This window comes from Bacillus sp. MBGLi79, assembly GCF_002953915.1.
In genome coordinates this window covers 1,759,138-1,782,512 of sequence record NZ_CP026521.1, presented here as the reverse complement: position 1 = coordinate 1,782,512, position 23,375 = coordinate 1,759,138, and the positions used below count along the sequence as shown (strand labels likewise).

The window sequence follows — 23,375 nt, the reverse complement described above, 5'->3', positions numbered from 1 at the left end:
GCATTCTAGTCAAGGAATGCTTATGGCGGGTTTACTCAGTGTTTTACTATTCTCTCGCTTATTTGGTATGGGGATTTATTGTGGGTTTAGGTAAGAAATTGTCTGTTGCTGTCGCTGCTTCGTTTATGAGTTTATCAATCAGCCTTCCAGGTGTTCAGGCTGCTGAAGGTCATCAGCTTAAAGAGAATCAAACAAATTTCCTCTCCAAAAACGCAATTGCTCAATCAGAACTATCTGCACCAAATGACAAGGCTGTCAAACAATTTTTGAAAAAGAACAGCAACATTTTTAAAGGTGATCCTGCCAAAAGGCTGAAGCTTGTTGAAAGCACGACTGATGCTCTTGGGTACAAGCACTTCCGATATGCGCCTGTCGTTAACGGAGTGCCGATTAAAGATTCGCAAGTGATCGTTCACGTCGATAAATCCGACAATGTCTATGCGATCAATGGTGAATTACACAATCAATCTGCTGCCAAAACAGAAAACAGCCAAAAAGTCTCCTCTGAAAAAGCACTGGCACTTGCTTTCAAAGCTATCGGCAAATCACCAGACGCTGTCTCTAACGGAGCGGCCAAAAACAGCGATAAAGCTGAATTAAAAGCTGTAGAAACAAAGGACGGCAGCTATCGTCTTGCTTACGACGTGACGATTCGCTATGTCGAGCCTGAACCTGCAAACTGGGAAGTCTTAGTTGACGCCGAAACAGGCAGCATTTTAAAACAGCAAAATAAAGTAGAACATGCCGCTGCCACTGGAAGCGGAACAACTCTAAAGGGAGCAACTGTTCCTTTGAACATCTCTTATGAAAGCGGAAAATACGTTCTAAGAGATCTTTCAAAACCAACAGGCACCCAAATCATCACATATGACTTACAAAACAGACAAAGCCGCCTTCCGGGCACGCTTGTCTCAAGCACAACGAAAACATTTACTTCTTCATCACAGCGGGCAGCCGTTGACGCACACTATAACCTCGGAAAAGTGTACGATTATTTTTATTCAAACTTTAAACGAAACAGCTATGATAACAAAGGCAGTAAAATCGTTTCTTCCGTTCATTATGGCACTAAGTACAACAATGCTGCCTGGATAGGAGACCAAATGATTTACGGTGACGGCGATGGTTCATTCTTCTCTCCGCTTTCCGGTTCATTAGATGTGACTGCACATGAAATGACTCATGGCGTCACTCAAGAAACGGCCAACTTGATTTATGAAAATCAGCCGGGAGCACTAAACGAATCATTCTCTGACGTATTCGGTTACTTTAACGATACAGAGGACTGGGACATCGGTGAAGACATTACAGTCAGCCAGCCTGCTCTCCGCAGCCTGTCCAATCCGACAAAATACGATCAGCCTGATAATTACGCCGATTATCAAAACCTTCCAAACACAGATGAAGGCGATTACGGTGGCGTACACACAAACAGCGGAATCCCAAACAAAGCCGCTTACAACACAATTACAAAGCTTGGTGTATCTAAATCACAGCAAATCTATTACCGTGCGTTAACAACGTACCTCACGCCTTCTTCAACGTTCAAAGATGCCAAGGCAGCTCTCATTCAGTCCGCCCGTGACCTTTACGGCTCTACTAATGCCTCTAAAGTTGAAGCAGCCTGGAATGCTGTTGGATTATAATATTAGGAAAAGCCTGAGATCCCTCAGGCTTTTTTTGTTACATGTATTCATTCTCTCTTCAGCATGAAAGGATGATGTTAAAAGATCAGAAACCGCTTCCAATTTACAAAAAACAGCCGCAAGTGTGCAGCATAGGGAAAGCAGCAGTCGATCCTCCCTGATTCAACGCACAAAATTGATAGAGAAATTCTTCTAGCGACACTTGTTATGTGTAGATTGCGCGTCCAGTAAAGAGCAAAAACATTGACAAAAAAATTCATTTATGCTAAAATTTACTATTAATATATTTGTGTGTATAATAAGATTCTCCTGGCCAGGGGAATCTTATTTTTTTGTGGGAGGATCATTTCATGCGGAACAATGAGTCCAGCTTAACGTCTTTGGTTTCAGCTTTTGCCCGTGCATATCACAGCCGATATGACACCCCTCTTATTTTTGATGATTTTATGGCAAAAGAACTCATTAATGAAAAAGAGTTTACAAATATCAGTGAAAATATGATTCAAGGAATATCGTTTTTCAACAAAGAGATTGCCGAACGTCTTCAAAATGATCCTGAAAAAATATTAAAATGGGTTGTACAAATCCAGCTGTCGCCCACGCCCCTGGCACGTGCATCTTATTGTGAAAAAGTTTTGCACAACGAATTAATGCTGGGAGCAAAACAGTATGTCATTCTTGGAGCAGGACTGGATACTTTCTGTTTTCGGCATCCAGAATTAGAAAACAGCTTACAGGTTTTCGAAGTGGATCATCCAGCTACACAGCAATTCAAAAAAAATAAGCTAAAGGATGCAAATCTGGCAATTCCGGGTCATCTTCATTTTGTTCCTATGGATTTTAGCAACATGTTTTCATATGAGCCTCTCATAGAAAACGGATTTGAGAACACAAAAACATTTTTCAGTCTTCTGGGAGTGTCTTATTATTTAACACATGAAGAAATTGCGAGCCTCATCAGCAATTTATTTTCTCATGTTCCGGCTGGAAGCTCTATTGTTTTTGATTATGCGGACGAAACACTCTTTACAGCAAAAGGAACGTCGAATCGAGTGGAACATATGGTGAAAATGGCTGCCGCAGGCGGAGAACCGATGAAATCATGTTTCGCTTATCAGGAGATTGAACACCTGTTAGCATCATCTGGTTTACTGATCTATGAACATCTATCACCAGACGACATTAATGACCATTTCTTCGGCAATCGAAAAGACAATTTGTCAGCATTTGAAACGATTCATTATATTCATGCGGTAAAAAAATAATTTTTAAATCATTAAAAGCCTCTCACTGCTTGAGAGGCTTTTGATGGTAACCGCACGCAGCTTATGCTAAAGGCTTCACCAGGATCATAAATGATTTGCCTTTCTCATCTTTTTCCGTTTTCAGCTGTTCAAAACCGCATTGGCTTAAAAACAATATCCATTCCCTGCGCTCAATGGGAACACCCGCAAACATCGCTTTATGTTTCGCTCTAAGCAATTTGCTGATCTGTTCAATGATCATCTTCGCATATCCCTTTTTTTCTTCAGCCGGGTCAATCAGCACCGTTCCGAGCCACGGCTTACCGTTTGAAGGAGACCATTCGAGATGATAGCTGACGGCAACAGGCAGACCGTCTTTTTCCCACACAAGCCATGACCCGTTGTACATGGAGTAGGAGATGATATAGTCTTCTGCATTTTTATCCCCAAACTCCTCCTCTCTCCATACAGGATGAGCCTCCGCGAGCTTTTCTAATAAGCTGAGATCATCCTGCTCAAATGGCCTACTTCCCAGCATGAAGATACTCTTCAAATATCGTTTTATGTATAGATGGGTTGCCGGCTAGCACACTGTGGTTTTCTAAAAAGGTAAACGCCGATCCTTCGATGGTCGTATAGATGCCCCCTACTTCATTTAACAGCACACAGCCTGCTGCATAATCCCATGGCGCAAGCCGCATTGTGATGTAAGCATCTATCCTTCCTGCCGCGACATTTGCCAGCTCTAAAGCGGCAGAACCGTAGGAGCGTGTGCCTCTGACTCTTTTCACAAGTGGCGCTAACACATTTTGATCAATTCTTCTGTTTTCCGTTACCCATGTTGCATTAATGGCAAGAATCGCTTCTTCAATGACGGTTTCTTTTAAAGGAGCCAGCTTCGTTTCATTCATGTAAGCTCCTCTGCCGCTAAAGGCGTGATACAGCTCATCGTGCACCACATCATAAATTAAACCGATTTTTCCTTCACCGTTTTCAAAAATCCCAATTGAAATCGCAAAATTTCTTTGCTGGTGCACAAAATTCATCGTCCCGTCAATCGGGTCGATAATCCAGACGACTCCCTCCAGTGAGTGGAGTTTGTCTCCTTGCCCTTCTTCACCGAGTATGCGGTGTCCCGGAAACGTTTCTTGAATTCGATCAATGAAAAACTTTTCGGTTTCTTTGTCAATATTGGTGACTAAATCATTCGGATTTGATTTCGTTTCAATTGTCAGGCTTTCATGCATAGATTGTTTAATTCTCGCGCCTGCTTCTCTTATCCATTTTTTTGCAATCTCATCAATTTCCGTCCAATTTGTCATTCGTGCGTACCTCTCTTCTATGTAGACCTTTATTTTATAGGATACTGATAACGGCGGTGAAAAAGCAAGGAAAATGAAAAATATCCCTTCTCATGTAAAAACGAACCATTCATGCGGTTCGTTTTCACTATCGCTTTTTACCCGTTAAGACGAATCCATTCTTTTCTAAGTCGCTCAAGTTTGTTTTTGCTTTGTTCAATCTGCTCTTCATTTTCTTTTTGCATTGCTTCATATAGGGTTGCCAATTCATAATCAACCTCTAGTCTCCAGACAGCAACACGATTGTTTTTCTCTTCCTTAAATCCCTCTTTTACAACTTGCCTCATTGTCTTTCGCCCCTTCCAGAGATCATTTGTTTGTAAAAAAGCATCCCATTTTGCCATTCAACAATGATTACTTCTTATATCGTATGATTGTTCTATTTACGCGCAACATGATTCTGAAAATTGTGTGTTTACCTATTCGTTTATTACCACATTTCCCCTTACTTCAAACGCGCTCAATCTTTTTGAAGCTCGTATGAACTGTGATAAAATATGTATACTTAGCATGAAGGAGGAAAATCATGACACAAATGCGTTTCACTGAAGAAGACTTTAATACATTTACAATAGAAGGCTTAGACGCACGCATGGAGGTATTAAAAGAGACGGTCCGCCCCAAGCTTACAGCTCTAGGCGAACATTTTGCCCCGACTTTAACAGCATTAACCGGAGATGAAATGTTTCCGCATGTGGCAAAGCACGCAAGAAGATCCGTCAACCCCCCTGCTGACAGCTGGGTGGCGTTTGCAAACAGCAAAAGAGGCTATAAAAAACTGCCGCATTTCCAGATTGGTTTATGGGAAAGCCACGTCTTTGTGTGGTTCGCAATTATTTATGAATCCCCTATAAAAGAAGAATACGGCAAATTGCTTGAAGCAAATCAGGAAACCATTACGAAAAATATTCCTGACAGCTTCGTTTGGTCCGCAGATCACACAAAACCGGGAGTACATAAACAGTTTGAAATGGACAAGGAGCAGCTGAAGACTCTGTTTGAGCGTTTGCAGACTGTAAAGAAAGCCGAGCTGTTATGCGGCATACAGCTTCAAAAAGAAGAAGTATTGAATATGAATAACCAGGAATTCCTTCAGCATATCGACGACGCCTTTAAGCAGCTTGCTTTTCTGTACCGTCTCACCCAAAAAGTATCACAAGCATAAAAAAGAGCCGGGCTATCCCCCGGCTCTTTTTCCTACATTTTAATCTTTGCCTGATCAGATTCTCTCGCCTGTTTGACCGTGCGATATGGAGAATATGTACTTTGTTCCTCAAACTCGCCGCATAGCTTTTTTTCCTCTGCCTTCCCCGGCACAATTTCCTTGAAACGGCGGTAAGCTTTAAGCAGTTCTTCGCGGTCTGCCCCTTTTTCATATGCTAGCTCAACCTGCTGGAAAAATGCAATCACATCTACTGCTTCTTCGGTTGTCCAGTCTTCGTTCATCGGATATTGGTACTCCATTTTCTTCACTCCTTATAAAATTACTTCCTTTAAGAGAAAGCATCTTCATTAGATCATAAATTGTTCTTTACATTCTTTCAAGTTCATAATATAATTCATTTGTTTTACGTCTAAAAAACGGTTGAGAAACTGATTTTAATACACACTATTATGCATAGGTATGATTACAAAGGTGGGAAAACAATTGTCGCAACATGAAACACCCTTATATACAGGACTGAAAAAGCATGCAAGCAGACAGCCTGTTCAATTCCACATTCCCGGCCATAAAAAAGGGGCAGGAATGGACCCGGAATTCAGACAATTCATCGGTGAAAACGCGTTAAGCATAGATTTAATTAATATTGAGCCATTAGACGATCTGCACGCGCCTAAAGGCATTATTAAACAAGCACAGGATCTTGCTGCTGAAGCATTTGGCGCGGATCACACATTTTTTTCTGTTCAAGGAACAAGCGGCGCCATTATGACAATGGTAATGGCTGTTTGCGGACCTGGCGATAAAATTATTATTCCAAGAAATGTTCATAAATCAATTATGACAGCTATTGTATTTTCCGGAGCGGTTCCAATTTTTATTCATCCTGAAATTGACAATGAATTGGGCATCTCGCACGGCATTACACTTGAATCTGCAAAACGGGCGCTTACCGAACATCCGGATGCAAAAGGGCTTCTCGTCATCAACCCGACATATTTCGGGGTTGCAGCCGACTTAAAAAGCATTGTAGAACTCGCTCATTCGTTTGATGTGCCAGTGCTTGTGGATGAAGCACACGGCGTTCACATTCACTTTCACGACGAATTGCCGCTATCGGCCATGCAGGCAGGAGCTGATATCGCAGCGACAAGTGTACACAAGCTGGGCGGATCACTCACGCAAAGTTCGATTTTAAACATGAGAGAGGGCCTTGTATCTAAAGACCGAGTGCAATCCATCCTGAGCATGCTGACAACGACGTCAACTTCTTACTTGCTTCTCGCTTCTTTGGACGTTGCCAGAAAACGCCTTGCAACAGAAGGCCGCAAGCTTGCTGAGGAGACACTCAAGCTTGCCGATCAGACGAGAGATCGCCTCAACCAGATTGGAGGCATTTATTGTGTCGGTTCTGAAATTCTTGGTTCGAAAGCAGCTTACAGCTACGATCCGACAAAATTGATTATCTCTGTGAAAAATCTTGGCCTGACAGGACATGACGTGGAAAAATGGCTTCGTGAATCCTTTAATATTGAGGTTGAGCTTTCTGACCTGTACAATATTTTGTGTATTTTCACTCCTGGTGACAGCCAAAATGATGCAGACCGGCTTGTAGAGGCTTTAACTGAGATCGCACAGCAAATGTCAGAAAAAGATGTCACACATCAGCAAACTGAGGTATTGCTTCCGGAAATACCTTTATTGGCAATGACTCCGCGTGATGCTTTCTATGCAAATACGGAAGTCATCCCATTGAAAGAAGCATCCGGACGGATTATCGCTGAATTTGTCATGGTATATCCGCCTGGTATTCCAATCTTCATTCCAGGAGAAATTATTACAGAAGAAAACATCAGCTACATTTTTAAAAACCTTGACGCAGGCCTTCCTGTTCAAGGACCCGAGGACTCGACTTTACATATGATCCGGGTCATCAAAGAGCAAAAAGCAATTCAATAAAAAATAAAAAGCATGCGGCTTAAAGCCGCATGCTATTATTACTCTTCATCAACAGGACATTGGCATTGTCCGCAGCATGTTCCGTATAATGTTGTCACTTTCTCATCTTCAAAGTAATGAATGGCTTCGTTGCAATCTTGACAAACAATCGTTCCCATCTCTTATTCCCCATTTCTTTGAAATTTGAAAACGCTTAATTTCTTTTGTTGTTATTATATTAATATGACACATTTGAAATGTCAACAATAAACTGTATAACACATTTAATTTTAATTCATCATATACATCGTGTTTTTTCATTTTTACAATTTCTTATTCATACAGCAGCTTTATCCGATATATATGCCGCAACACATAAGGTAATTTCACGTTTTCTTGAACTTTCATTAAAGAATGCAGCAATAAATTCAATATACCCCCAGGTTGCTATTTGAAACGATTGATATCATATGTAATCTCACTTTAAAAACGGTTTCAATTATATAACAATTAGGTAACAAGAAGCAGTTTAAGCCGCCTCTCGTGATAAACTAAAGCTAGTTAACTACTGTTTATACAGAGGAGAAGATAGATGCGATATCGCGCGGTATTCCCCATGCTGATAATAGTACTTGCTTTATCGGGCTGTACGCTTTCCACCATCAATCCGATGAAAAAAAGCCGGATTGACAACATTCATCATACACAAATCCTGTTTTTTTCTGATGAGAACCAAATAGACCAGGAAGCGCCTTATTACGACGCACTGCTTGATCTAGAAAAAGATTATCCCGAGCAAATAGATAAAATGAAGGTTTATGATAAAAAAGAAGGCTGGGAAGATGAGATTGAAACTGTCCCTACCCTTATGGTTGTTGATCAGCGCCATGTCGTGGTGAAAATCGAGGGATGTGTGAAAAAGAAAGAAGACATCATTAAACCATTACAGCACGTGCTGTCAAAATAAAAAAACAGCCCCGCTTTGAGCGAGGGCTGTTTTTGATGTTCAATTTATTTTACGATATGGATCGGACTTCCGATTGCCACTTCAGCTGCTTCCATTGTGATTTCGCCCAATGTTGGGTGAGCGTGAATTGTCATCGCGATATCTTCAGCAGTCATGCCGCCTTCGATCGCTAAGCTTAATTCAGAGATCATATCAGAAGCACTTGCTCCGGCGATTTGCGCACCGATCACAAGACCGTCCTCTTTACGAGTGATCAGCTTCATGAAGCCGTCTGTTTCGTTAAGAGAAAGCGCGCGGCCGTTTGCTGCAAATGGGAATTTAGCAGCAACAATGTCAAGACCTTCTTCTTTCGCCTGTGCTTCAGTGTAACCAACTGATGCAAGTTCAGGCTCAGAGAAAACAACCGCAGGAATACCAAGGTAATCGATTTCTGCAGGCTCTCCAGCGATAGCTTCTGCAGCGATTTTACCTTCGTAAGATGCTTTATGAGCAAGCGGCGGTCCTTCGATGATATCACCGATTGCATAAATGTTAGGTACGTTTGTGCGGCACTGTTTGTCAGTTTTCACGACACCGCGGTCTGTCATTTCAATACCGACTTGCTCAAGACCAAGCTCATCAGTGTTTGGACGACGTCCTACTGTAATCAATACGTAATCAGCATCAACCGTTTTTTCTTCGCCTTTTACTTCGAAAGTAACTGTTACGCCGTCTGGTCTTTCTTCAACGCCTTTAGCCATCGCGTTTGTATGGATTTCAACGTTTCCTTTTTTCTTCAGTCTGCGTGTAACAAGAGAACTCATTTGTTTTTCGAAGCCAGGAAGAATTTCTTCTCCGCCTTCAAGAATAACAAGCTCAGTACCGAAGTTAGCATACGCAGTTCCAAGCTCAGTACCGATGTATCCGCCACCGATAACAACAAGCTTTTTAGGAATTTCTTTAAGAGCTAAAGCGCCTGTTGAATTCAGGACACGCTCACTATATTTGAAGTTTGGCAATTCGATAGGACGAGAACCAGTAGCAATGATTGCGTTTTTGAACGTGTATGTTTGAGCAGAGTTCTCATCCATCACACGAACTGAATTGCTGTCTACAAAGTAAGCTTCACCTTTTACAACATCTACTTTGTTTCCTTTAAGAAGACCTGCTACACCGCCAGTAAGTTTGTTGACAACAGAAGCTTTCCATTCTTGAACTTTTGTGAAATCAACTGTTACGTTCTCAGCAGTGATTCCCATGTCATCAGAATGCTTTGCATTCTCATAACGGTGACCTGCGTTGATCAGCGCTTTTGAAGGGATACATCCAACGTTCAGACAAACGCCTCCAAGAGTTGCTTTTTCAACGACTGTTACTTTTTGTCCAAGCTGTGCAGCGCGGATGGCAGCTACATAGCCGCCAGGTCCCGCACCAATTACAAGAGTATCTGTTTCAATAGGGAAATCTCCTACTACCATAACATTACGCCTCCATTAAAATTAATTGTGGATCGTTCAGTAAACGCTTGATGTGATTTAATGCATTTTGCGCAGTTGCTCCGTCGATCATACGGTGGTCGAAGCTGAGAGAAAGAGCTAAGACTGGAGCTGCTACGATTTCGCCATCACGAACAATCGCTTTTTCTGCAATGCGTCCGATACCAAGAATCGCAACTTCTGGATGGTTGATAACCGGAGTGAACCATTGTCCGCCGGCAGAACCGATGTTTGTAATTGTGCAAGATGCGCCTTTCATTTCAGCTGGAGCAAGCTTGCCTTCACGAGCTTTTGTTGCAAGGCCATTGATTTCATCAGAAATTTCAAAGACAGATTTACGATCTGCATTTTTCACAACCGGTACAAGCAAGCCTTTTTCAGTGTCAGCAGCGATACCGATGTTGAAGTAATGTTTTTGGATAACTTCATCTGTTTTATCGTCAATTGACGTGTTTAAAACAGGGAATTTTTTCAGTGCAGATGTAAGAGCTTTTACAACGTAAGGCAAGTAAGTCAGCTTGATTCCTTGATCAGCAGCAACTTGTTTGAACTGTTTACGATGTGCAACAAGGTTTGTTACGTCCACTTCGTCCATTAACGTTACGTGAGGAGCAGTGTGCTTAGAGTTAACCATCGCTTTCGCAATTGCTTTACGGATACCGCTCATTTTTTCGCGTGTTTCTGGGAATTCGCCCTCAGGAGCTGGTGCAGCAGCCGGTTTAGCAGCTGTTTCTTGTGGTGCAGCCGTTTCTTGCGGCGCAGCTTCTTGCGCTCCTCCGTTTACAAAGCTGTCGATATCCTCTTTGACAACACGTCCGTTGTTGCCAGAACCAGTTACTTTACGGATGTCTACGCCTTTTTCACGAGCATATTTGCGTACAGAAGGCATAGCGATCACGCGTTTGTTCGGGTCAACTTCAGCTTGGTCTTGCTGTCCTGCACCAGTAGCTTTTGCAGGCTCTTTAGCTTGCTCTTCTTTCGCAACGTCTTGTCCAGCTTCTGCAGTTGACTGAACTTGTGCTTCAGTTTTCGCATCGTCAGACTCATCGCTGCCTTTAAATTGAAGATCTTCGTAACCAGGTGCATCAAACGTAATAATCGTTTGTCCAACAGTTGCAACCGTTCCCTCTTCAACTTTTAATTCTAATACTTTTCCTTTAACAGGTGAAGGAATTTCTACTACTGCTTTATCATTTTGGACTTCAGCCAGTACATCATCTTCGTCTACCTCGTCGTTAGGCTTGACAAACCATTTTACGATTTCGCCTTCGTGGATACCTTCCCCGATATCTGGAAGTTTAAATTCAAATGCCACAGTTCTCGACCTCCTAGTTTGATTAAGCAATTTTAAAGTTACATCGTAAGCATTGAAAACAGATATATAATAGAGGGAAAACGTCATCTTCCCTCTTGATTATGCAGTTTGATTAAAATTCAAGTACTTTTCTTGCTGTTTCAAGAACGTCTTTATGGTTTGGAAGCCATACGCTCTCAGCTTGAGAGAAAGGAAATACTGTATCAGGCGCAGCTACGCGAAGTACAGGTGCTTCCAAGCTCAAGATTGCACGGTCATTAATTTCTGCTACTACGTTTGCAGCAATACCGGCTTGTTTTTGCGCCTCTTGAACGACAATCGCGCGTCCTGTTTTTTCTACAGATGCGATGATTGTATCGATATCAAGCGGGCTTACAGTACGAAGGTCGACAACTTCAGCAGAAATGCCGTCTTTTTCAAGCTCCTCAGCAGCTTTTAATGATTCATGAACCATTGCGCCGTAAGTGATGATTGAAAGATCAGTACCCTCACGTTTCACGTCAGCTTTTCCAAGCTCAATTGTGTATTCTTCTTCAGGAACTTCCTGACGGAAAGAACGGTAAAGCTTCATGTGCTCTAAGAAAACAACAGGATCGTTGTCTCTGATCGCAGAAATTAAAAGTCCTTTGGCATCGTAAGGAGTTGATGGAATAACAACTTTGATACCAGGCTGTTGTGCAACAAGACCTTCTAAGCTGTCAGCGTGAAGTTCAGGCGTATGAACACCGCCGCCGAATGGAGAACGAATTGTTACAGGTGAAGTCCAGCGTCCGCCGGAACGGTAGCGCATACGAGCCATTTGGCCGGAAACTGAATCCATTACTTCGTAAACAAATCCGAAGAATTGGATTTCCATTACCGGACGGAAGCCGTTTAAGCCTAAACCAAGGGCAAGACCGCCGATACCAGATTCAGCAAGTGGCGTGTCAAACACACGGTCTTCACCGAATTCTTTTTGCAATCCTTCTGTCGCACGGAATACGCCGCCGTTTACACCAACGTCTTCTCCGAAAACTAAGACATTTTCGTCATTTTTCAGTTCTGTGCGTAACGCATCCGTGATTGCTTGAATCATTGTCATTTGCGCCATGGCTTACTTCGACTCCTTCTGTGTATAAATTTCAAATTGCTCCTCAAGATTGTGAGGCATTTTTTCGTACATGATTTTCATTAAATCAGTTACTTTTTGCTTCGGTTCAGCATCAGCTTTTTTGATCGCTTGCTTAATTTCTTCTTTCGCATCCTCAATTACTTTTGCTTCTTCTTCTTCAGACCATAAGCCTTTGTTTTCAAGGAACGCACGGAAGCGTACAAGCGGATCTTTTTGCTCCCACTCATTTTCGATTTCTTTTGTACGATATTTAGTAGGATCGTCACCAGCCATTGTGTGCGGGCCATAACGGAATGTAAGTGTTTCAATTAGTGTCGGACCTTCGCCGTTGATTGCGCGCTCGCGTGCTTCAGCAGTTGCTGCGTATACAGCAAGCGGATCCATTCCGTCTACTTGTACGCCAACAATACCGGCAGCTACAGCTTTTTGTGCAATTGTTTCAGCTGCAGATTGTTTTTCAACAGGAGTTGAAATCGCGTAACGGTTGTTTTGTACCACGAAGATTGCAGGTGCTTTATAAGCGCCGGCAAAGTTAATTCCTTCGTAGAAGTCCCCTTGAGAAGCTCCGCCGTCACCAGTGTAAGTGATTGCGACAGCTTTCTTACCGCGTTTTTTAAGACCTAGCGCAACACCGGCAGTTTGAATGTATTGAGCACCGATAATGATTTGTGGAGAAAGGGCATTCACATCATCAGGCATTTGGTTTCCTCTGAAATGTCCGCGAGAGAAAAGAAACGCTTGATATAATGGAAGGCCGTGCCAAATTAACTGAGGCACATCACGGTATCCAGGAAGAACAAAGTCTTCTTTTTCAAGCGCGAAATGCGTTGCAATCTGAGAAGCTTCTTGACCCGCAGTAGGAGCGTAAAATCCGAGACGTCCTTGACGGTTTAATGAGATAGAGCGCTGATCAAGCACACGCGTAAATACCATGCGGCGCATGAGCTCTTTTAATTGATCATCAGTTAAATCAGGCATCGCCGCTTCATTCACGACTTCTCCCTTTTCATTTAAAATTTGGAACGTTTCGAACTGCTTTTTAATGGCATCAAATTGCTTCTTACTGTCAACGATAGCTTTTTTCGTTTTTGCAGCCATACTAAGTCACCTCTTCCTTTCTTTTAAACAGTCATTAGACGTGCATTCCTTTATACATACAAACTTAGGGTACCCTAAAGTATCAGCAGTAAGTCGTATATATTTTAGCCGATCCCCAGTTTGCCAAAACCTTTTATGTAGGATAGTTACACTCTGCTTTGAACTGTATTATTTCGAAGTTGTAAAAAACTAATACAACACCGCTTAACATGGATTAGTTTACACCAAATAAAGAAGAGCCGTCAATCGTTTTCATCGCTGATTTTCAATAAATGTATTCGCTTTACATTTTCATTGAAAAAACAGATGTCAACTGCACCCAAAACTGTACTAGTATACCTCTCTATACTGTACTACAATAGAAATGAAAATTTTGAACAAAATCCGCATCGCATTTATTTAAAAAAAGAGCTGATCGAGTCAGCTCTTTTTCACATGATAGCCTGCAGCATCATATAAATCTTCACGGGCTTTATTATATTTTTGCGTTTGCACATTAAATTCTCCGTTATATTTATGGATCTTTTCATAAGAAGCATTGACTTTATCGATCTGCTGATCCAGATCATCTCTTGTCAAGTCTTTGTTTTTTAGCTGCATATACAGCTTTTTATTAAGCTTAAGCGCTTTTTGATACTCTTCATACATGGAGCCATATGATGTATACCTTTTCTCCATGTGGTTTGCTGCGGCATAGGCCTTTTCTTTTATGTCTTTTTCCTTAATATGTTCTGCTGACGTTTTTGCTTCTTCAAATTCTGATTCCGATTTTTTCAAGCTGTCATTTTCAAGCTTCAGATGTTCTTCGCGCTTGCTGACGTTTTCAAGCGCCTCATTAGATAAAGCTACAATTTTTTTATAATCATCCATATTGAGCTTCATCACACTATCGTAAAGCTGATTTTCTTTTGCCTCTAACTCTTTGAGTGTTTTTTGTTCTTCTTGAAACTGTTTTTCCGACTCTGCGGCTTTTTCTAATGAATGATGAAGTGAATCAACCGGGTCCTGCTCCATGCATCCTGTTAATATCAGTAGCATAGAACAAAAAGCTCCAATCATTATTACAGGCCGCCGTTTTATTGCGTCTATCACGTTGAATCCCCCAATCTTGACAATTTCTACTATAGAATCCATGGGGACATTTGGCAATAGCTGTGCTGTATAAATGCATACTGATTTAAATCAAAAAGTGAAAAATCAGGACAGATGACCATACAACTTTTTAGTTTTTACATAGGTTATAGTAGACGCTATGCCTACTTAATAAGGCTCTGGCGTAATTAAAAGAGGAGGTTATGTAATATGTATGGATATGGTTTCGGCGGAGGCTGCTGCGGTTATGGTGGTTACGGATATGGTGGCTACGGATATGGCTACGGCCGCACCTTTGCGCTAATCGTTGTTTTATTCATTCTGTTAATCATTGTCGGAGCTGCTTATTTAGGCGGAGGCTGTTGCTAACCACACAGCATGAACTTGACCAGCCATATACGGCTGGTCATTCGTTCGTTGCACCTTTGTGAAGAAATCCGATATAATTTACATATTAAGCTTTAGGAGTGAGTTTCTTGATTACTATGGAAAACATCGTACGTGACGGCCATCCAGCCCTCAGAGAGACTGCAGAACCAGTTGAGCTGCCTCCAACTGATGCAGAAAAACAGCAGCTGGCCGACATGATCGAATTTGTTAAAAACAGCCAAAATCCGGAATTAGCCGAAAAATACAAGCTGCGCCCTGGCGTAGGACTCGCAGCTCCTCAAATTAATATCAAAAAACGAATGATCGCCGTTCATGCGGAAGATGCTTCCGGCAAGTTGTACAGTTATGCACTGTTTAATCCTAAGATCGTCAGCCATTCAGTTGAAAAAAGCTACTTAACAAGCGGCGAGGGCTGCCTGTCTGTGGATGAAGCGATTCCCGGTTATGTTCCCCGCTATGCTCGCATCAGAGTAAAAGGAACAACACTAGAAGGCGAAAACATTGATATTCGTCTAAAAGGGTTTCCGGCTATTGTGTTTCAGCATGAGATCGATCATTTGAACGGCGTTATGTTCTATGATCATATTGATAAGGAAAATCCTTTTCAAGAGCCTGAAAATGCAATCGCAATTGAACGCTAAAAGAAAAAACGGCTGGCACAATGCCAGCCGTTTCTTTATTTTAAAAGGCCCAATTCTTTGACAGCGTATGCAATTCCATCCTCATCCACCGGCTTTGTTACAAAGTCCGCGATTTCCTTCAATTCAGGAACAGCATTTCCCATAGCAACGCCTGTTCCAACATATTCAATCATTTGCAGATCATTTAATCCGTCGCCGAAAGCATATGTATCTCCGACATCAAACGGAAGACGCTCGATGACTTTTTTGATCCCTTCTGCCTTCGAACCTCCGTGAGGCAAAACATCAGTCGATAGCTCATGCCAGCGCACTAGATCAAACTCAGGAAAAGCGGCATAAGCTTTTTCTTCTTCATCCTGACAGAATAAAAGAAGCTGAAAAATTTCTTTTCCTTCATAAAAAAGGTCATCGGTCTCCGGATAATCGGTTTTAAGGCTGCCGATTCCCTCGAGAATATGAGGGTGATCCGCAACAGTGGCTTTCATCGTGTCTTCAGCCATAAACACAACAGGATGTTTGTCTTTCCCCGCCTGTTTTAATAATCGTCTGATTGCATCTTCAGACAGCGGATTTTTATAAATCACTTGATTTTCAAAGACAACATACTGTCCATTGTAGGAAATAAATGAGTTGATCCCAAGCTCCTCCAAAATCGGCTTAACCATAAACGGCGACCGGCCGCTGGCAATAAACACATGATGCCCTTGGCGCTGCAGCTCCGCCACGGTTTTTCTCGTACTTTCCGGTATATTCTTATCATGATCATATAACGTGCCGTCAATATCAAAAAAGATTAATTTTGAATCCATCGCAACTTCCCCTTTATCGTCTAGTTCTGCAATTCCCACCCTCATCATACAAAAAGTTTGTCATTCAGCAAACAATTTCGTTCAAAAATCATATTAAATTCCATTAATAACCACGAAAAGTCTTCCTTAATCTCCGTATACTATTAGTATAAAAGAACTCTGGGACAAATTTTTTATTAAAGGAGGGACTGGCTAATGCTGCGTAAATTAAGAAAGAAACTCAGAAGACAATGGAACGGAATGCTCCGCAAGAAAGCCATTGCCTGACAAGGGATCTTTCACTTTTTGAGAGGTCCTTATTTTGCTCAAGGCTTTCCTTATATTCCGTTTTCGAATATAATAGAATGAGCGAGTCTAACATACGGCATTTAAGGAGAGATTTGGAATGATTTATAAGGTATTTTATCAAGAAAAGGCTGACGAAGTACCTGTACGGGAAAAGACAGATTCACTTTATATTGAAGGCGTATCTGAGCGTGACGTCAGAACAAAGCTGAAAGAAAAGAAATTTAATATTGAGTTTATTACACCTGTGGATGGTGCATTCTTAGAATATGAACAACAGAGCGAAAATTTTAAAGTATTGGAGTTATGAGCGGTATGAAATTTGTAAAAAATGATCAGACTGCTGTTTTCGCCCTCGGAGGTTTGGGCGAAATCGGTAAAAATACGTACGCGGTGCAATTCCAAGATGAAATTGTGCTGATTGATGCGGGGATCAAGTTTCCCGAGGACGAACTGCTCGGAATTGACTACGTTATCCCTGATTATACGTATTTAGTCAAAAACGAAGATAAAATTAAAGGGCTTTTTATCACCCACGGTCACGAAGACCACATCGGCGGTATTCCATACCTGCTCAGACAAGTGAATATTCCTGTATACGGCGGAAAACTCGCGATCGGCTTACTTCGGAATAAACTTGAAGAGCATGGATTATTAAGACAAACGAAACTAAACATTATCGGCGAGGATGATATCGTAAAGTTCCGCAAAACGGCCGTGTCTTTCTTCAGAACGACACACAGTATTCCGGATTCCTACGGCATTGTTGTAAAAACGCCACCTGGAAACATCGTACATACTGGGGATTTCAAATTCGACTTTACTCCAGTCGGAGAGCCGGCAAACTTAACGAAAATGGCCGAAATCGGAAAAGAAGGCGTTTTATGCCTTCTTTCAGACAGCACAAACAGTGAAAACCCTGAGTTCACCATGTCTGAGCGCCGTGTAGGAGAAAGCATTCATGACATTTTCCGCAAGGTGGACGGCCGAATTATCTTCGCTACATTTGCGTCGAATATTCACCGCTTGCAGCAGGTAATCGAGGCTGCTGTACAAAATGGAAGAAAAGTTGCCGTATTTGGACGCAGTATGGAATCGGCTATCGAAATTGGACAGACACTCGGTTATATTAACTGTCCTAAAAATACGTTTATTGAGCATAACGAAATCAATCGTATGCCTGCTAATAAAGTAACGATTTTATGTACAGGAAGCCAAGGGGAACCAATGGCGGCGTTATCAAGAATTGCAAATGGCACACACCGCCAAATTTCAATCAATCCTGGAGATACAGTCGTATTTTCTTCATCCCCTATCCCAGGCAACACAATCAGTGTGAGTCGGACGATCAACCAGCTGTATCGCGCGGGTGCTGAGGTTATTCACGGCCCTCTTAACGATATCCATACATCTGGTCACGGCGGACAGGAAGAACAGAAGCTGATGCTCCGTTTAATCAAGCCTAAATTCTTCATGCCGATTCACGGTGAGTACAGAATGCAAAAGATGCATGTCAAGCTTGCAACAGATTGCGGCATCCCAGAGGAAAACTGCTTTATCATGGATAACGGTGAAGTATTAGCGCTTAAAGGCGATGAGGCTTCGGTTGCAGGAAAAATCCCGTCCGGTTCAGTATACATTGACGGAAGCGGTATCGGTGATATTGGCAATATCGTACTTCGTGATCGCAGAATTCTCTCTGAAGAAGGCCTTGTCATCGTTGTTGTCAGCATTGACATGGACGACTTCAAGATTTCAGCGGGTCCTGATTTGATTTCCAGAGGATTTGTATACATGAGAGAATCTGGCGACTTGATCAACGACGCTCAAGAGCTCATTTCAAATCACTTACAAAAAGTCATGGAACGCAAAACGACTCAATGGTCTGAAATCAAAAACGAGATTACAGACACTCTTGCACCTTTCTTGTACGAAAAAACAAAGCGCCGTCCGATGATCCTGCCGATCATTATGGAGGTTTGAAAAAAAGATGCACTCACTTAGGAGTGCATCTTTTTTATTGCAGTGATATATGTTGAAATGATTTTACATCAAATAATCCTGTTGTCGTCATTTTGATATCAGGAATAACAGGCAAAGCTAAAAACGACAATGTCAAAAATGGATTAAATCCGCCTGTGAAACCGACTAACGACAATTGATCATGCAGCGTCAGCAAGCTTTGATTCACTTGCTCCGCGGTTTGGTCGGATAATAACCCTGCAATCGGCAGCGGTACTGAATGGAGCTCTTCCCCATTTTTTATAATCGTTAATCCTCCGCCAATTTCCTGCAGCTTATTTACTGCCGCCGCAATATCCTCATCATTCGTTCCGACGGCAATAATATTATGGGAGTCGTGTGAAATGGTTGTGGCGATCGCTCCGCTCTTGAATCCAAATCCTTTCACAACTCCGAGCCCGATTTCTTTTAATCCTTTATGCCGCTCAACAACTGCAATCTTTAACAAATCGAGCTCAGTGTCAGACTCAAAGTTGCGGGCACCAGAAGCCGGAACATGTACTAATCGTGTTTCAAGCTGGTTTGGAATGATTTGAATGACATTGAGCTGCTGCTCTGAATCAATTGGCATAAGAAAATCCTGTTTGTTAAGAGGAGCAGCAAGCTTAACTGAATCAAGCAGTGCCGGTTCTGATGCTGCAGTTGAAGCATGCTCCTGATAGACTGCTTTGCTGTCTTCAGCAACAGTCTGTCCTTTTATCATCGTCCTTGTGACAATGACATTTTCCAGATCAGATACAAAGAGCAAGTCAGCGTCAAAACCCGGGGCAATCGCTCCCTTTGTATCTAGTCCGTAGCATTCGGCTGCATTGAGGCTTCCTAATTGATAAGCTATAAACGGATCAAGTCCGGCTTGAATCGCCATTTTCACCTGATGATTCACACTTCCCTCTGACAGCAAATCATCCACATGCTTATCATCTGTACAGAAAAAGAAACGGCGTGCGTTCTTTTCATTCACCGCCGGCAGCACATTGAGAGTGTTTTTTGCGACTGAACCCTCACGCATCATGACATACATGCCCCTTCTGATACGATCAAGAGCTTCTTCCTTCGATGTTACTTCATGATCGTTTGAAACAAATGCGGTTCTATAAATGTTAATGAGGTCTGTTGATAAACCGGCTAAATGGCCGTCTATCCGTTTTCCTGCAACACGTGCATCAAGCAGTTTCTGAACCATATCTTCTTCAGCCTGCTGAACCGACACATAATCCATAACTTCAGCCAGCCCTAATACTTCTTCTTCTTCATAAAAAGGCTTGAGATCGGCAGCTTTGAGAATTGCGCCTGATCGCTCAAAACTTGCGGCAGGCACACTGGAAGGAAGCATGAAATAAATGTTCAGCGGTGTATGCCGAGATTGTTCAAGCATAAACGCAATCCCTTTTTCCCCAGACACATTCGCGATCTCATGCGGGTCTGTAACAACGGTCGTCACGCCATGAGGCAATACTGCTTTAGCAAACTCTATCGGTGTAACCATTGATGACTCAATATGTACATGCCCATCAATAAAACCCGGGACAATCATTTGTCCCTCTGCATCAATGACATTTTCGCCTTCATAGTCGCCAAGGCCTACAATAACCCCGTCTGTAATCGCAATATCTTCATATATCCACTCTTGATTATATACGTCCATCATTTTTCCGTTCTTAATGACGATATCAGCTTTTTGTCTTCGGGCTGAAGCATTCAGCCTATTGACTAGCGCTTCTTTATTCAAATAGGCCCCTCCTCTTTTTTATTATATGGTACAATATGCTATCGGATCGCCTATGCTTAGTCAATAAAATGTTAAGAAATTGACGCTCGGGTCATTAAAGTTGTTATATTCTGATAATATTAAAACCGCCCTCTGTGGACGGTTTTTTTACTGCTATTTTGTATGAAGAACTCTTTTTTCAAAACGGGAGATGTCTGTGACTGACCCAATAACAATAAGTATATCTTCTTGGTGGATGACTTCGGTTGCAAGCGGTGATACGATGACTTCCTTGCCCCTTTTAATGGCTACAATGTTAATACCGTATTTTGCACGTATATCTAAATCAAGAAGTGTATTTCCAGCCAGGCGGCTGTTAGCTACGATTTCAACAAGACTATGCTCTTCAGACAGCTCCAAATAGTCAAGTACATTGTTGGACACGATATTATGTGCAATTCTTTTTGCCATATCGCGTTCCGGGTGTACAATGTGATCCGCACCGATTTTAGACAGCACTTTTTCGTGATAATCGTTCTGTGCTTTAACTGTAATCGTATGAACGCCGAGTTCTTTCAGAATGAGTGTTGTTAAAATACTCGCTTGAATATTTTCCCCGATGGCTACAATCACGTGGTCAAAATTTCGCAGGCCTAAATTTTTCAGGACAGATTCGTCTGTTGAATCACCGATAACGGCGTGAGATGCTATCTTGGCATACTCGTTGACTTTATCTTCATCGATATCCATTGCCATAACCTCGACGCCTTCTTCGCTTAATGCTTTGCAAATACTGCCGCCAAAACGGCCCAGCCCAATTACCGCAAATTCTTTTTTCATAGTGGTGCTCCTTTTATAACATCATATTGATCAAATTTTATCATAATCTTTTGTTACAGTGTTATCCTTTTGGCAGCGAATTCATATGCTGCTTAAGCTTTTCAGTAAATTCAGGCGACAAATACAGCTCCGCCCCGCGTGCAATTTCAATCTGATAGTGCTGAGGCGGAGCAGTTTCCGCTTCTTTTTTGAGGACGAGAAAGGTTAAGCAGTCTGTATAGTGCCTTCCGCCTGCTTCAACGTCCACAAATGCCGGCCGATACGTAAGTGATTCAACGCCCTCTCTTTTATATAGATAGGAGAGAGCAGAATAAGGGATCCGATATAAAACGCCTTCTGTTATTCCTCCGTCTTCCAGCATATCCGCTCTTGAGCCGTCTTCCCTTTTTAACGTAAAGCGGGTTGTGTATCCTTTTAAAACAGCTCTTCCCACTGGATCTTGAAAATAGTGACTGACTCCCGCCTTTTGAAAGCGGGCATGATCCATGCATGATCCATAGGCAAAATAATAAACGGGATTTTTCGATTTGCTGATCATCTGATGTTCTTTCCAGTCGCCAATGCTTATTTTCGTAAAACCGGCACACTCGTCTTTGTTCATAAAATAAATAAGCGCATTTTTAATTCCGACATCGGTTTCTATAAACACCATTTGTTTATGATATCCTTGAAAAAATTGATCAAGCTTATGTATACACAATTCGTCTGCTTCATATACTTCGCCGTATATATAGCCTTCACCATTTAAAACGGCTGCGGGCCTCTCTTTGGCAGCAAACATACTTCCCTTTGTTCTGGCCTGCTCATTGATACATGCCGATTGCGCCAGCATATGATGGTTTTTTTCATGCTTTCTTAGTGTCCCGTATACAAACAGAAGCGAGTTCATTTTATTTTTCTCCTCTCAGCTGTCTGATTTTAAAGGCAAAACCACTTGAAAGACGCTGCCTTTTCCAGCTTCGCTTTCGATTTTCAATTCCCCGTCATGTTCCTTCAAGATTCTCAAACAAATGGGAAGTCCCAATCCGGTACCCTTTTCTTTTGTGGAATAAAAAGGTTTGCCAATCTGCTTCAGTTTTTCCTGCGGCATACCGCTTCCTTCATCCTTTACGCTTATCACTGCATGAGAGGCGGTTTTTGCAGTTGAAATGGTTACGACACCGCCCTGTGGCATTGCCTCAATTCCGTTTTTAATGATATTGATAAAAACCTGCTTTAGCTGATTTTCGTCCCCGTTAATCATACAGCCATCTGTCTCTTTGAAATGTTTCTCTATGACGATATTGGACAGAATAGCATTGGTATCAAGCAATGTCGTGACTTGTTTCAAAATCTCATTAAGCTGGTGCGTTTTGAATGTAATCGCCTGCGGTTTTGCAAGCAGCAACAGCTCGCTGAGAACTAAATCGATTCTTTTAATCTCTGAAAAGATGATGTCAAAATAGTCTTTTCTGTCCGGATATTGTGTTTTCATAATCTGGAGGAAACCGCTGACAGATGTTAAAGGGTTTCTGACCTCATGAGCAATACCGGCGGCAAGTTCACTTGTGATTGATAGTTTCTGGGATTCCCTCGCCAGCCGTTCATTAATCTCAATGAGCTCATCTTCAGCCTCTTTCCGCTCCGTGATATCTGACATTGTACCCAGGCTGCCTGTAAATTGGTCATCCCGGTCATAGTAAAGTTTATAATGGACTTCTCCCCAAAAAATCGTGCCGTTCTTTGTCACGTATTTTGCCGTAAACATGCCAGAAGACGCCTTGTTTTGGATTTGTGTGTTAATGTGGTCCGCTACGTGCTTTTCTTTTATGAAGTAGTCATTATACATCGTTCCCATACATTCACTGATTGAAAAGCCGGTTATTGATGCCCACGCTTGGTTTAAATATGTAATTTCGCCTTTTGCATTCGTTTGAAATACGATTTCCTGCAAATTATCCATGATACGGTTTTTTTCTTCAGAAAGCTGCTTATACTTCCATTCGTTATCCTTCATTTTCTTAACCAGCTGCTGTTTCTCATCAATATAATAAGCCAGCATCCAGACACTCACCAGCGTGACTGCAGTATACACAATATCAACAGGCCAATTAATCGGGTTTTTGCCTATAAAATAAAATAAATAATCCCAAAACATTATAAAAATCATTGCCAAAATGATGGAAATGATACGAGCTTGATATTTTCTCATATGACCACCTGCACCTTCAGCAGAAGAAACTTTATTAACAGAAATCCGTGATCTATTAAAAAATCAGCAAAAATAAAAAC

The 23,375-nt window shown here is 41.9% G+C and carries 24 protein-coding genes; 9 read left to right on the top strand and 15 right to left on the bottom strand.

Features of this window, described 5'->3' with window-relative positions:
- Positions 1 to 80: 80 nt before the first annotated feature.
- Both nprE and C1T29_RS09080 read left to right on the top strand, forming a co-directional pair.
- A complete protein-coding gene (nprE, locus tag C1T29_RS09085) occupies positions 81 to 1,646 on the top strand; it encodes a neutral metalloprotease NprE (protein WP_103748808.1) in 1,566 nt (521 codons plus the stop codon).
- Positions 1,647 to 1,996: 350 nt separating this feature from the next.
- Complete coding sequence (locus tag C1T29_RS09080; protein ID WP_103748809.1) at positions 1,997 to 2,911, top strand: class I SAM-dependent methyltransferase; 915 nt, start codon at positions 1,997 to 1,999, stop codon at positions 2,909 to 2,911.
- Between the two features lie 61 nt (positions 2,912 to 2,972).
- Here C1T29_RS09080 and C1T29_RS09075 read toward each other — a convergent pair whose 3' ends face one another.
- The 3 genes from C1T29_RS09075 to C1T29_RS09065 form a co-directional block, all read right to left on the bottom strand.
- Positions 2,973 to 3,428, bottom strand: coding sequence for a GNAT family N-acetyltransferase (locus C1T29_RS09075; protein WP_103748810.1), 456 nt, complete (start codon positions 3,426 to 3,428; stop codon positions 2,973 to 2,975).
- Positions 3,415 to 4,212, bottom strand: a complete 798-nt coding sequence (gene suhB, locus C1T29_RS09070; RefSeq protein WP_014663839.1) for an inositol-1-monophosphatase — start codon at positions 4,210 to 4,212, stop codon at positions 3,415 to 3,417. Before suhB ends, C1T29_RS09075 begins: the two co-directional genes overlap by 14 nt.
- Positions 4,213 to 4,349: 137 nt before the next feature.
- On the bottom strand, positions 4,350 to 4,538 hold the full coding sequence (locus C1T29_RS09065) for a hypothetical protein (protein WP_009967148.1): 189 nt from the start codon (positions 4,536 to 4,538) through the stop codon (positions 4,350 to 4,352).
- A 239-nt stretch (positions 4,539 to 4,777) separates the two neighbouring features.
- Here C1T29_RS09065 and C1T29_RS09060 point away from each other — a divergent pair, with 239 nt between their 5' ends.
- Positions 4,778 to 5,416, top strand: a complete 639-nt coding sequence (locus C1T29_RS09060) for a YktB family protein (protein ID WP_103748811.1) — start codon at positions 4,778 to 4,780, stop codon at positions 5,414 to 5,416.
- A gap of 32 nt (positions 5,417 to 5,448) precedes the next feature.
- Here C1T29_RS09060 and C1T29_RS09055 read toward each other — a convergent pair whose 3' ends face one another.
- The gene (locus tag C1T29_RS09055) at positions 5,449 to 5,715 is read right to left on the bottom strand and encodes a UPF0223 family protein (protein WP_014663837.1); all 267 of its coding nucleotides are present in this window, start codon (positions 5,713 to 5,715) and stop codon (positions 5,449 to 5,451) included.
- Positions 5,716 to 5,899: 184 nt separating this feature from the next.
- Between C1T29_RS09055 and speA the strand changes: the two genes are divergently transcribed.
- Positions 5,900 to 7,372 (top strand): arginine decarboxylase, encoded by a 1,473-nt coding sequence (gene speA, locus C1T29_RS09050; protein WP_095431391.1) that lies wholly within the window; start codon positions 5,900 to 5,902, stop codon positions 7,370 to 7,372.
- A gap of 38 nt (positions 7,373 to 7,410) precedes the next feature.
- Here speA and C1T29_RS09045 read toward each other — a convergent pair whose 3' ends face one another.
- Positions 7,411 to 7,530, bottom strand: coding sequence for a GapA-binding peptide SR1P (locus tag C1T29_RS09045; RefSeq protein ID WP_003232305.1), 120 nt, complete (start codon positions 7,528 to 7,530; stop codon positions 7,411 to 7,413).
- Between the two features lie 413 nt (positions 7,531 to 7,943).
- Here C1T29_RS09045 and slp point away from each other — a divergent pair, with 413 nt between their 5' ends.
- Positions 7,944 to 8,318, top strand: coding sequence for a peptidoglycan-associated lipoprotein Slp (gene slp, locus C1T29_RS09040; RefSeq protein WP_040083253.1), 375 nt, complete (start codon positions 7,944 to 7,946; stop codon positions 8,316 to 8,318).
- 44 nt (positions 8,319 to 8,362) lie between these two features.
- Here slp and lpdA read toward each other — a convergent pair whose 3' ends face one another.
- From lpdA to C1T29_RS09015, 5 genes are all read right to left on the bottom strand, one after another.
- On the bottom strand, positions 8,363 to 9,775 hold the full coding sequence (lpdA, locus tag C1T29_RS09035; protein WP_014663834.1) for a dihydrolipoyl dehydrogenase: 1,413 nt from the start codon (positions 9,773 to 9,775) through the stop codon (positions 8,363 to 8,365).
- 4 nt (positions 9,776 to 9,779) lie between these two features.
- Entirely contained in the window at positions 9,780 to 11,108 is a 1,329-nt protein-coding gene (gene pdhC / locus C1T29_RS09030) for a pyruvate dehydrogenase complex dihydrolipoyllysine-residue acetyltransferase (RefSeq protein ID WP_095431392.1), read from the bottom strand.
- A gap of 112 nt (positions 11,109 to 11,220) precedes the next feature.
- Positions 11,221 to 12,198, bottom strand: a complete 978-nt coding sequence (gene pdhB / locus C1T29_RS09025) for a pyruvate dehydrogenase complex E1 component subunit beta (protein ID WP_014113660.1) — start codon at positions 12,196 to 12,198, stop codon at positions 11,221 to 11,223.
- A gap of 3 nt (positions 12,199 to 12,201) precedes the next feature.
- Positions 12,202 to 13,317 carry a pyruvate dehydrogenase (acetyl-transferring) E1 component subunit alpha gene (pdhA, locus tag C1T29_RS09020; protein ID WP_003222294.1) on the bottom strand — a complete coding sequence of 372 codons (1,116 nt, stop codon included), beginning with the start codon at positions 13,315 to 13,317 and terminating at the stop codon, positions 12,202 to 12,204.
- Between the two features lie 420 nt (positions 13,318 to 13,737).
- Complete coding sequence (locus C1T29_RS09015) at positions 13,738 to 14,409, bottom strand: YkyA family protein (RefSeq protein WP_103748812.1); 672 nt, start codon at positions 14,407 to 14,409, stop codon at positions 13,738 to 13,740.
- A 210-nt stretch (positions 14,410 to 14,619) separates the two neighbouring features.
- Between C1T29_RS09015 and C1T29_RS09010 the strand changes: the two genes are divergently transcribed.
- Both C1T29_RS09010 and def read left to right on the top strand, forming a co-directional pair.
- Positions 14,620 to 14,778: a YjcZ family sporulation protein gene (locus C1T29_RS09010; RefSeq protein ID WP_014663830.1), complete on the top strand. Its 159-nt coding sequence runs from the start codon at positions 14,620 to 14,622 to the stop codon at positions 14,776 to 14,778.
- 107 nt (positions 14,779 to 14,885) lie between these two features.
- The gene (def, locus tag C1T29_RS09005) at positions 14,886 to 15,440 is read left to right on the top strand and encodes a peptide deformylase (RefSeq protein ID WP_069149536.1); all 555 of its coding nucleotides are present in this window, start codon (positions 14,886 to 14,888) and stop codon (positions 15,438 to 15,440) included.
- 35 nt (positions 15,441 to 15,475) lie between these two features.
- Here the strand turns inward: def and C1T29_RS09000 are convergent, their stop codons facing one another.
- Positions 15,476 to 16,249: a Cof-type HAD-IIB family hydrolase gene (locus C1T29_RS09000; protein ID WP_095431394.1), complete on the bottom strand. Its 774-nt coding sequence runs from the start codon at positions 16,247 to 16,249 to the stop codon at positions 15,476 to 15,478.
- 385 nt (positions 16,250 to 16,634) lie between these two features.
- Here C1T29_RS09000 and rnpZA point away from each other — a divergent pair, with 385 nt between their 5' ends.
- Complete coding sequence (rnpZA, locus tag C1T29_RS08995) at positions 16,635 to 16,844, top strand: RNA polymerase subunit omega 1 (RefSeq protein WP_003222303.1); 210 nt, start codon at positions 16,635 to 16,637, stop codon at positions 16,842 to 16,844.
- Between the two features lie 5 nt (positions 16,845 to 16,849).
- The gene (rnjA, locus tag C1T29_RS08990) at positions 16,850 to 18,517 is read left to right on the top strand and encodes a ribonuclease J1 (protein WP_003245660.1); all 1,668 of its coding nucleotides are present in this window, start codon (positions 16,850 to 16,852) and stop codon (positions 18,515 to 18,517) included.
- Positions 18,518 to 18,551: 34 nt separating this feature from the next.
- Here the strand turns inward: rnjA and ade are convergent, their stop codons facing one another.
- From ade to kinC, 4 genes are all read right to left on the bottom strand, one after another.
- Positions 18,552 to 20,285 carry an adenine deaminase gene (ade, locus tag C1T29_RS08985; RefSeq protein ID WP_103748813.1) on the bottom strand — a complete coding sequence of 578 codons (1,734 nt, stop codon included), beginning with the start codon at positions 20,283 to 20,285 and terminating at the stop codon, positions 18,552 to 18,554.
- Between the two features lie 153 nt (positions 20,286 to 20,438).
- Positions 20,439 to 21,104, bottom strand: a complete 666-nt coding sequence (gene ktrC, locus C1T29_RS08980; RefSeq protein WP_003222311.1) for a Ktr system potassium transporter KtrC — start codon at positions 21,102 to 21,104, stop codon at positions 20,439 to 20,441.
- 61 nt (positions 21,105 to 21,165) lie between these two features.
- Positions 21,166 to 21,993: a gamma-glutamylcyclotransferase family protein gene (locus tag C1T29_RS08975; RefSeq protein ID WP_095431396.1), complete on the bottom strand. Its 828-nt coding sequence runs from the start codon at positions 21,991 to 21,993 to the stop codon at positions 21,166 to 21,168.
- Between the two features lie 15 nt (positions 21,994 to 22,008).
- A complete protein-coding gene (gene kinC / locus C1T29_RS08970; protein WP_040083258.1) occupies positions 22,009 to 23,295 on the bottom strand; it encodes a two-component sensor histidine kinase KinC in 1,287 nt (428 codons plus the stop codon).
- Positions 23,296 to 23,375: the final 80 nt, after the last annotated feature.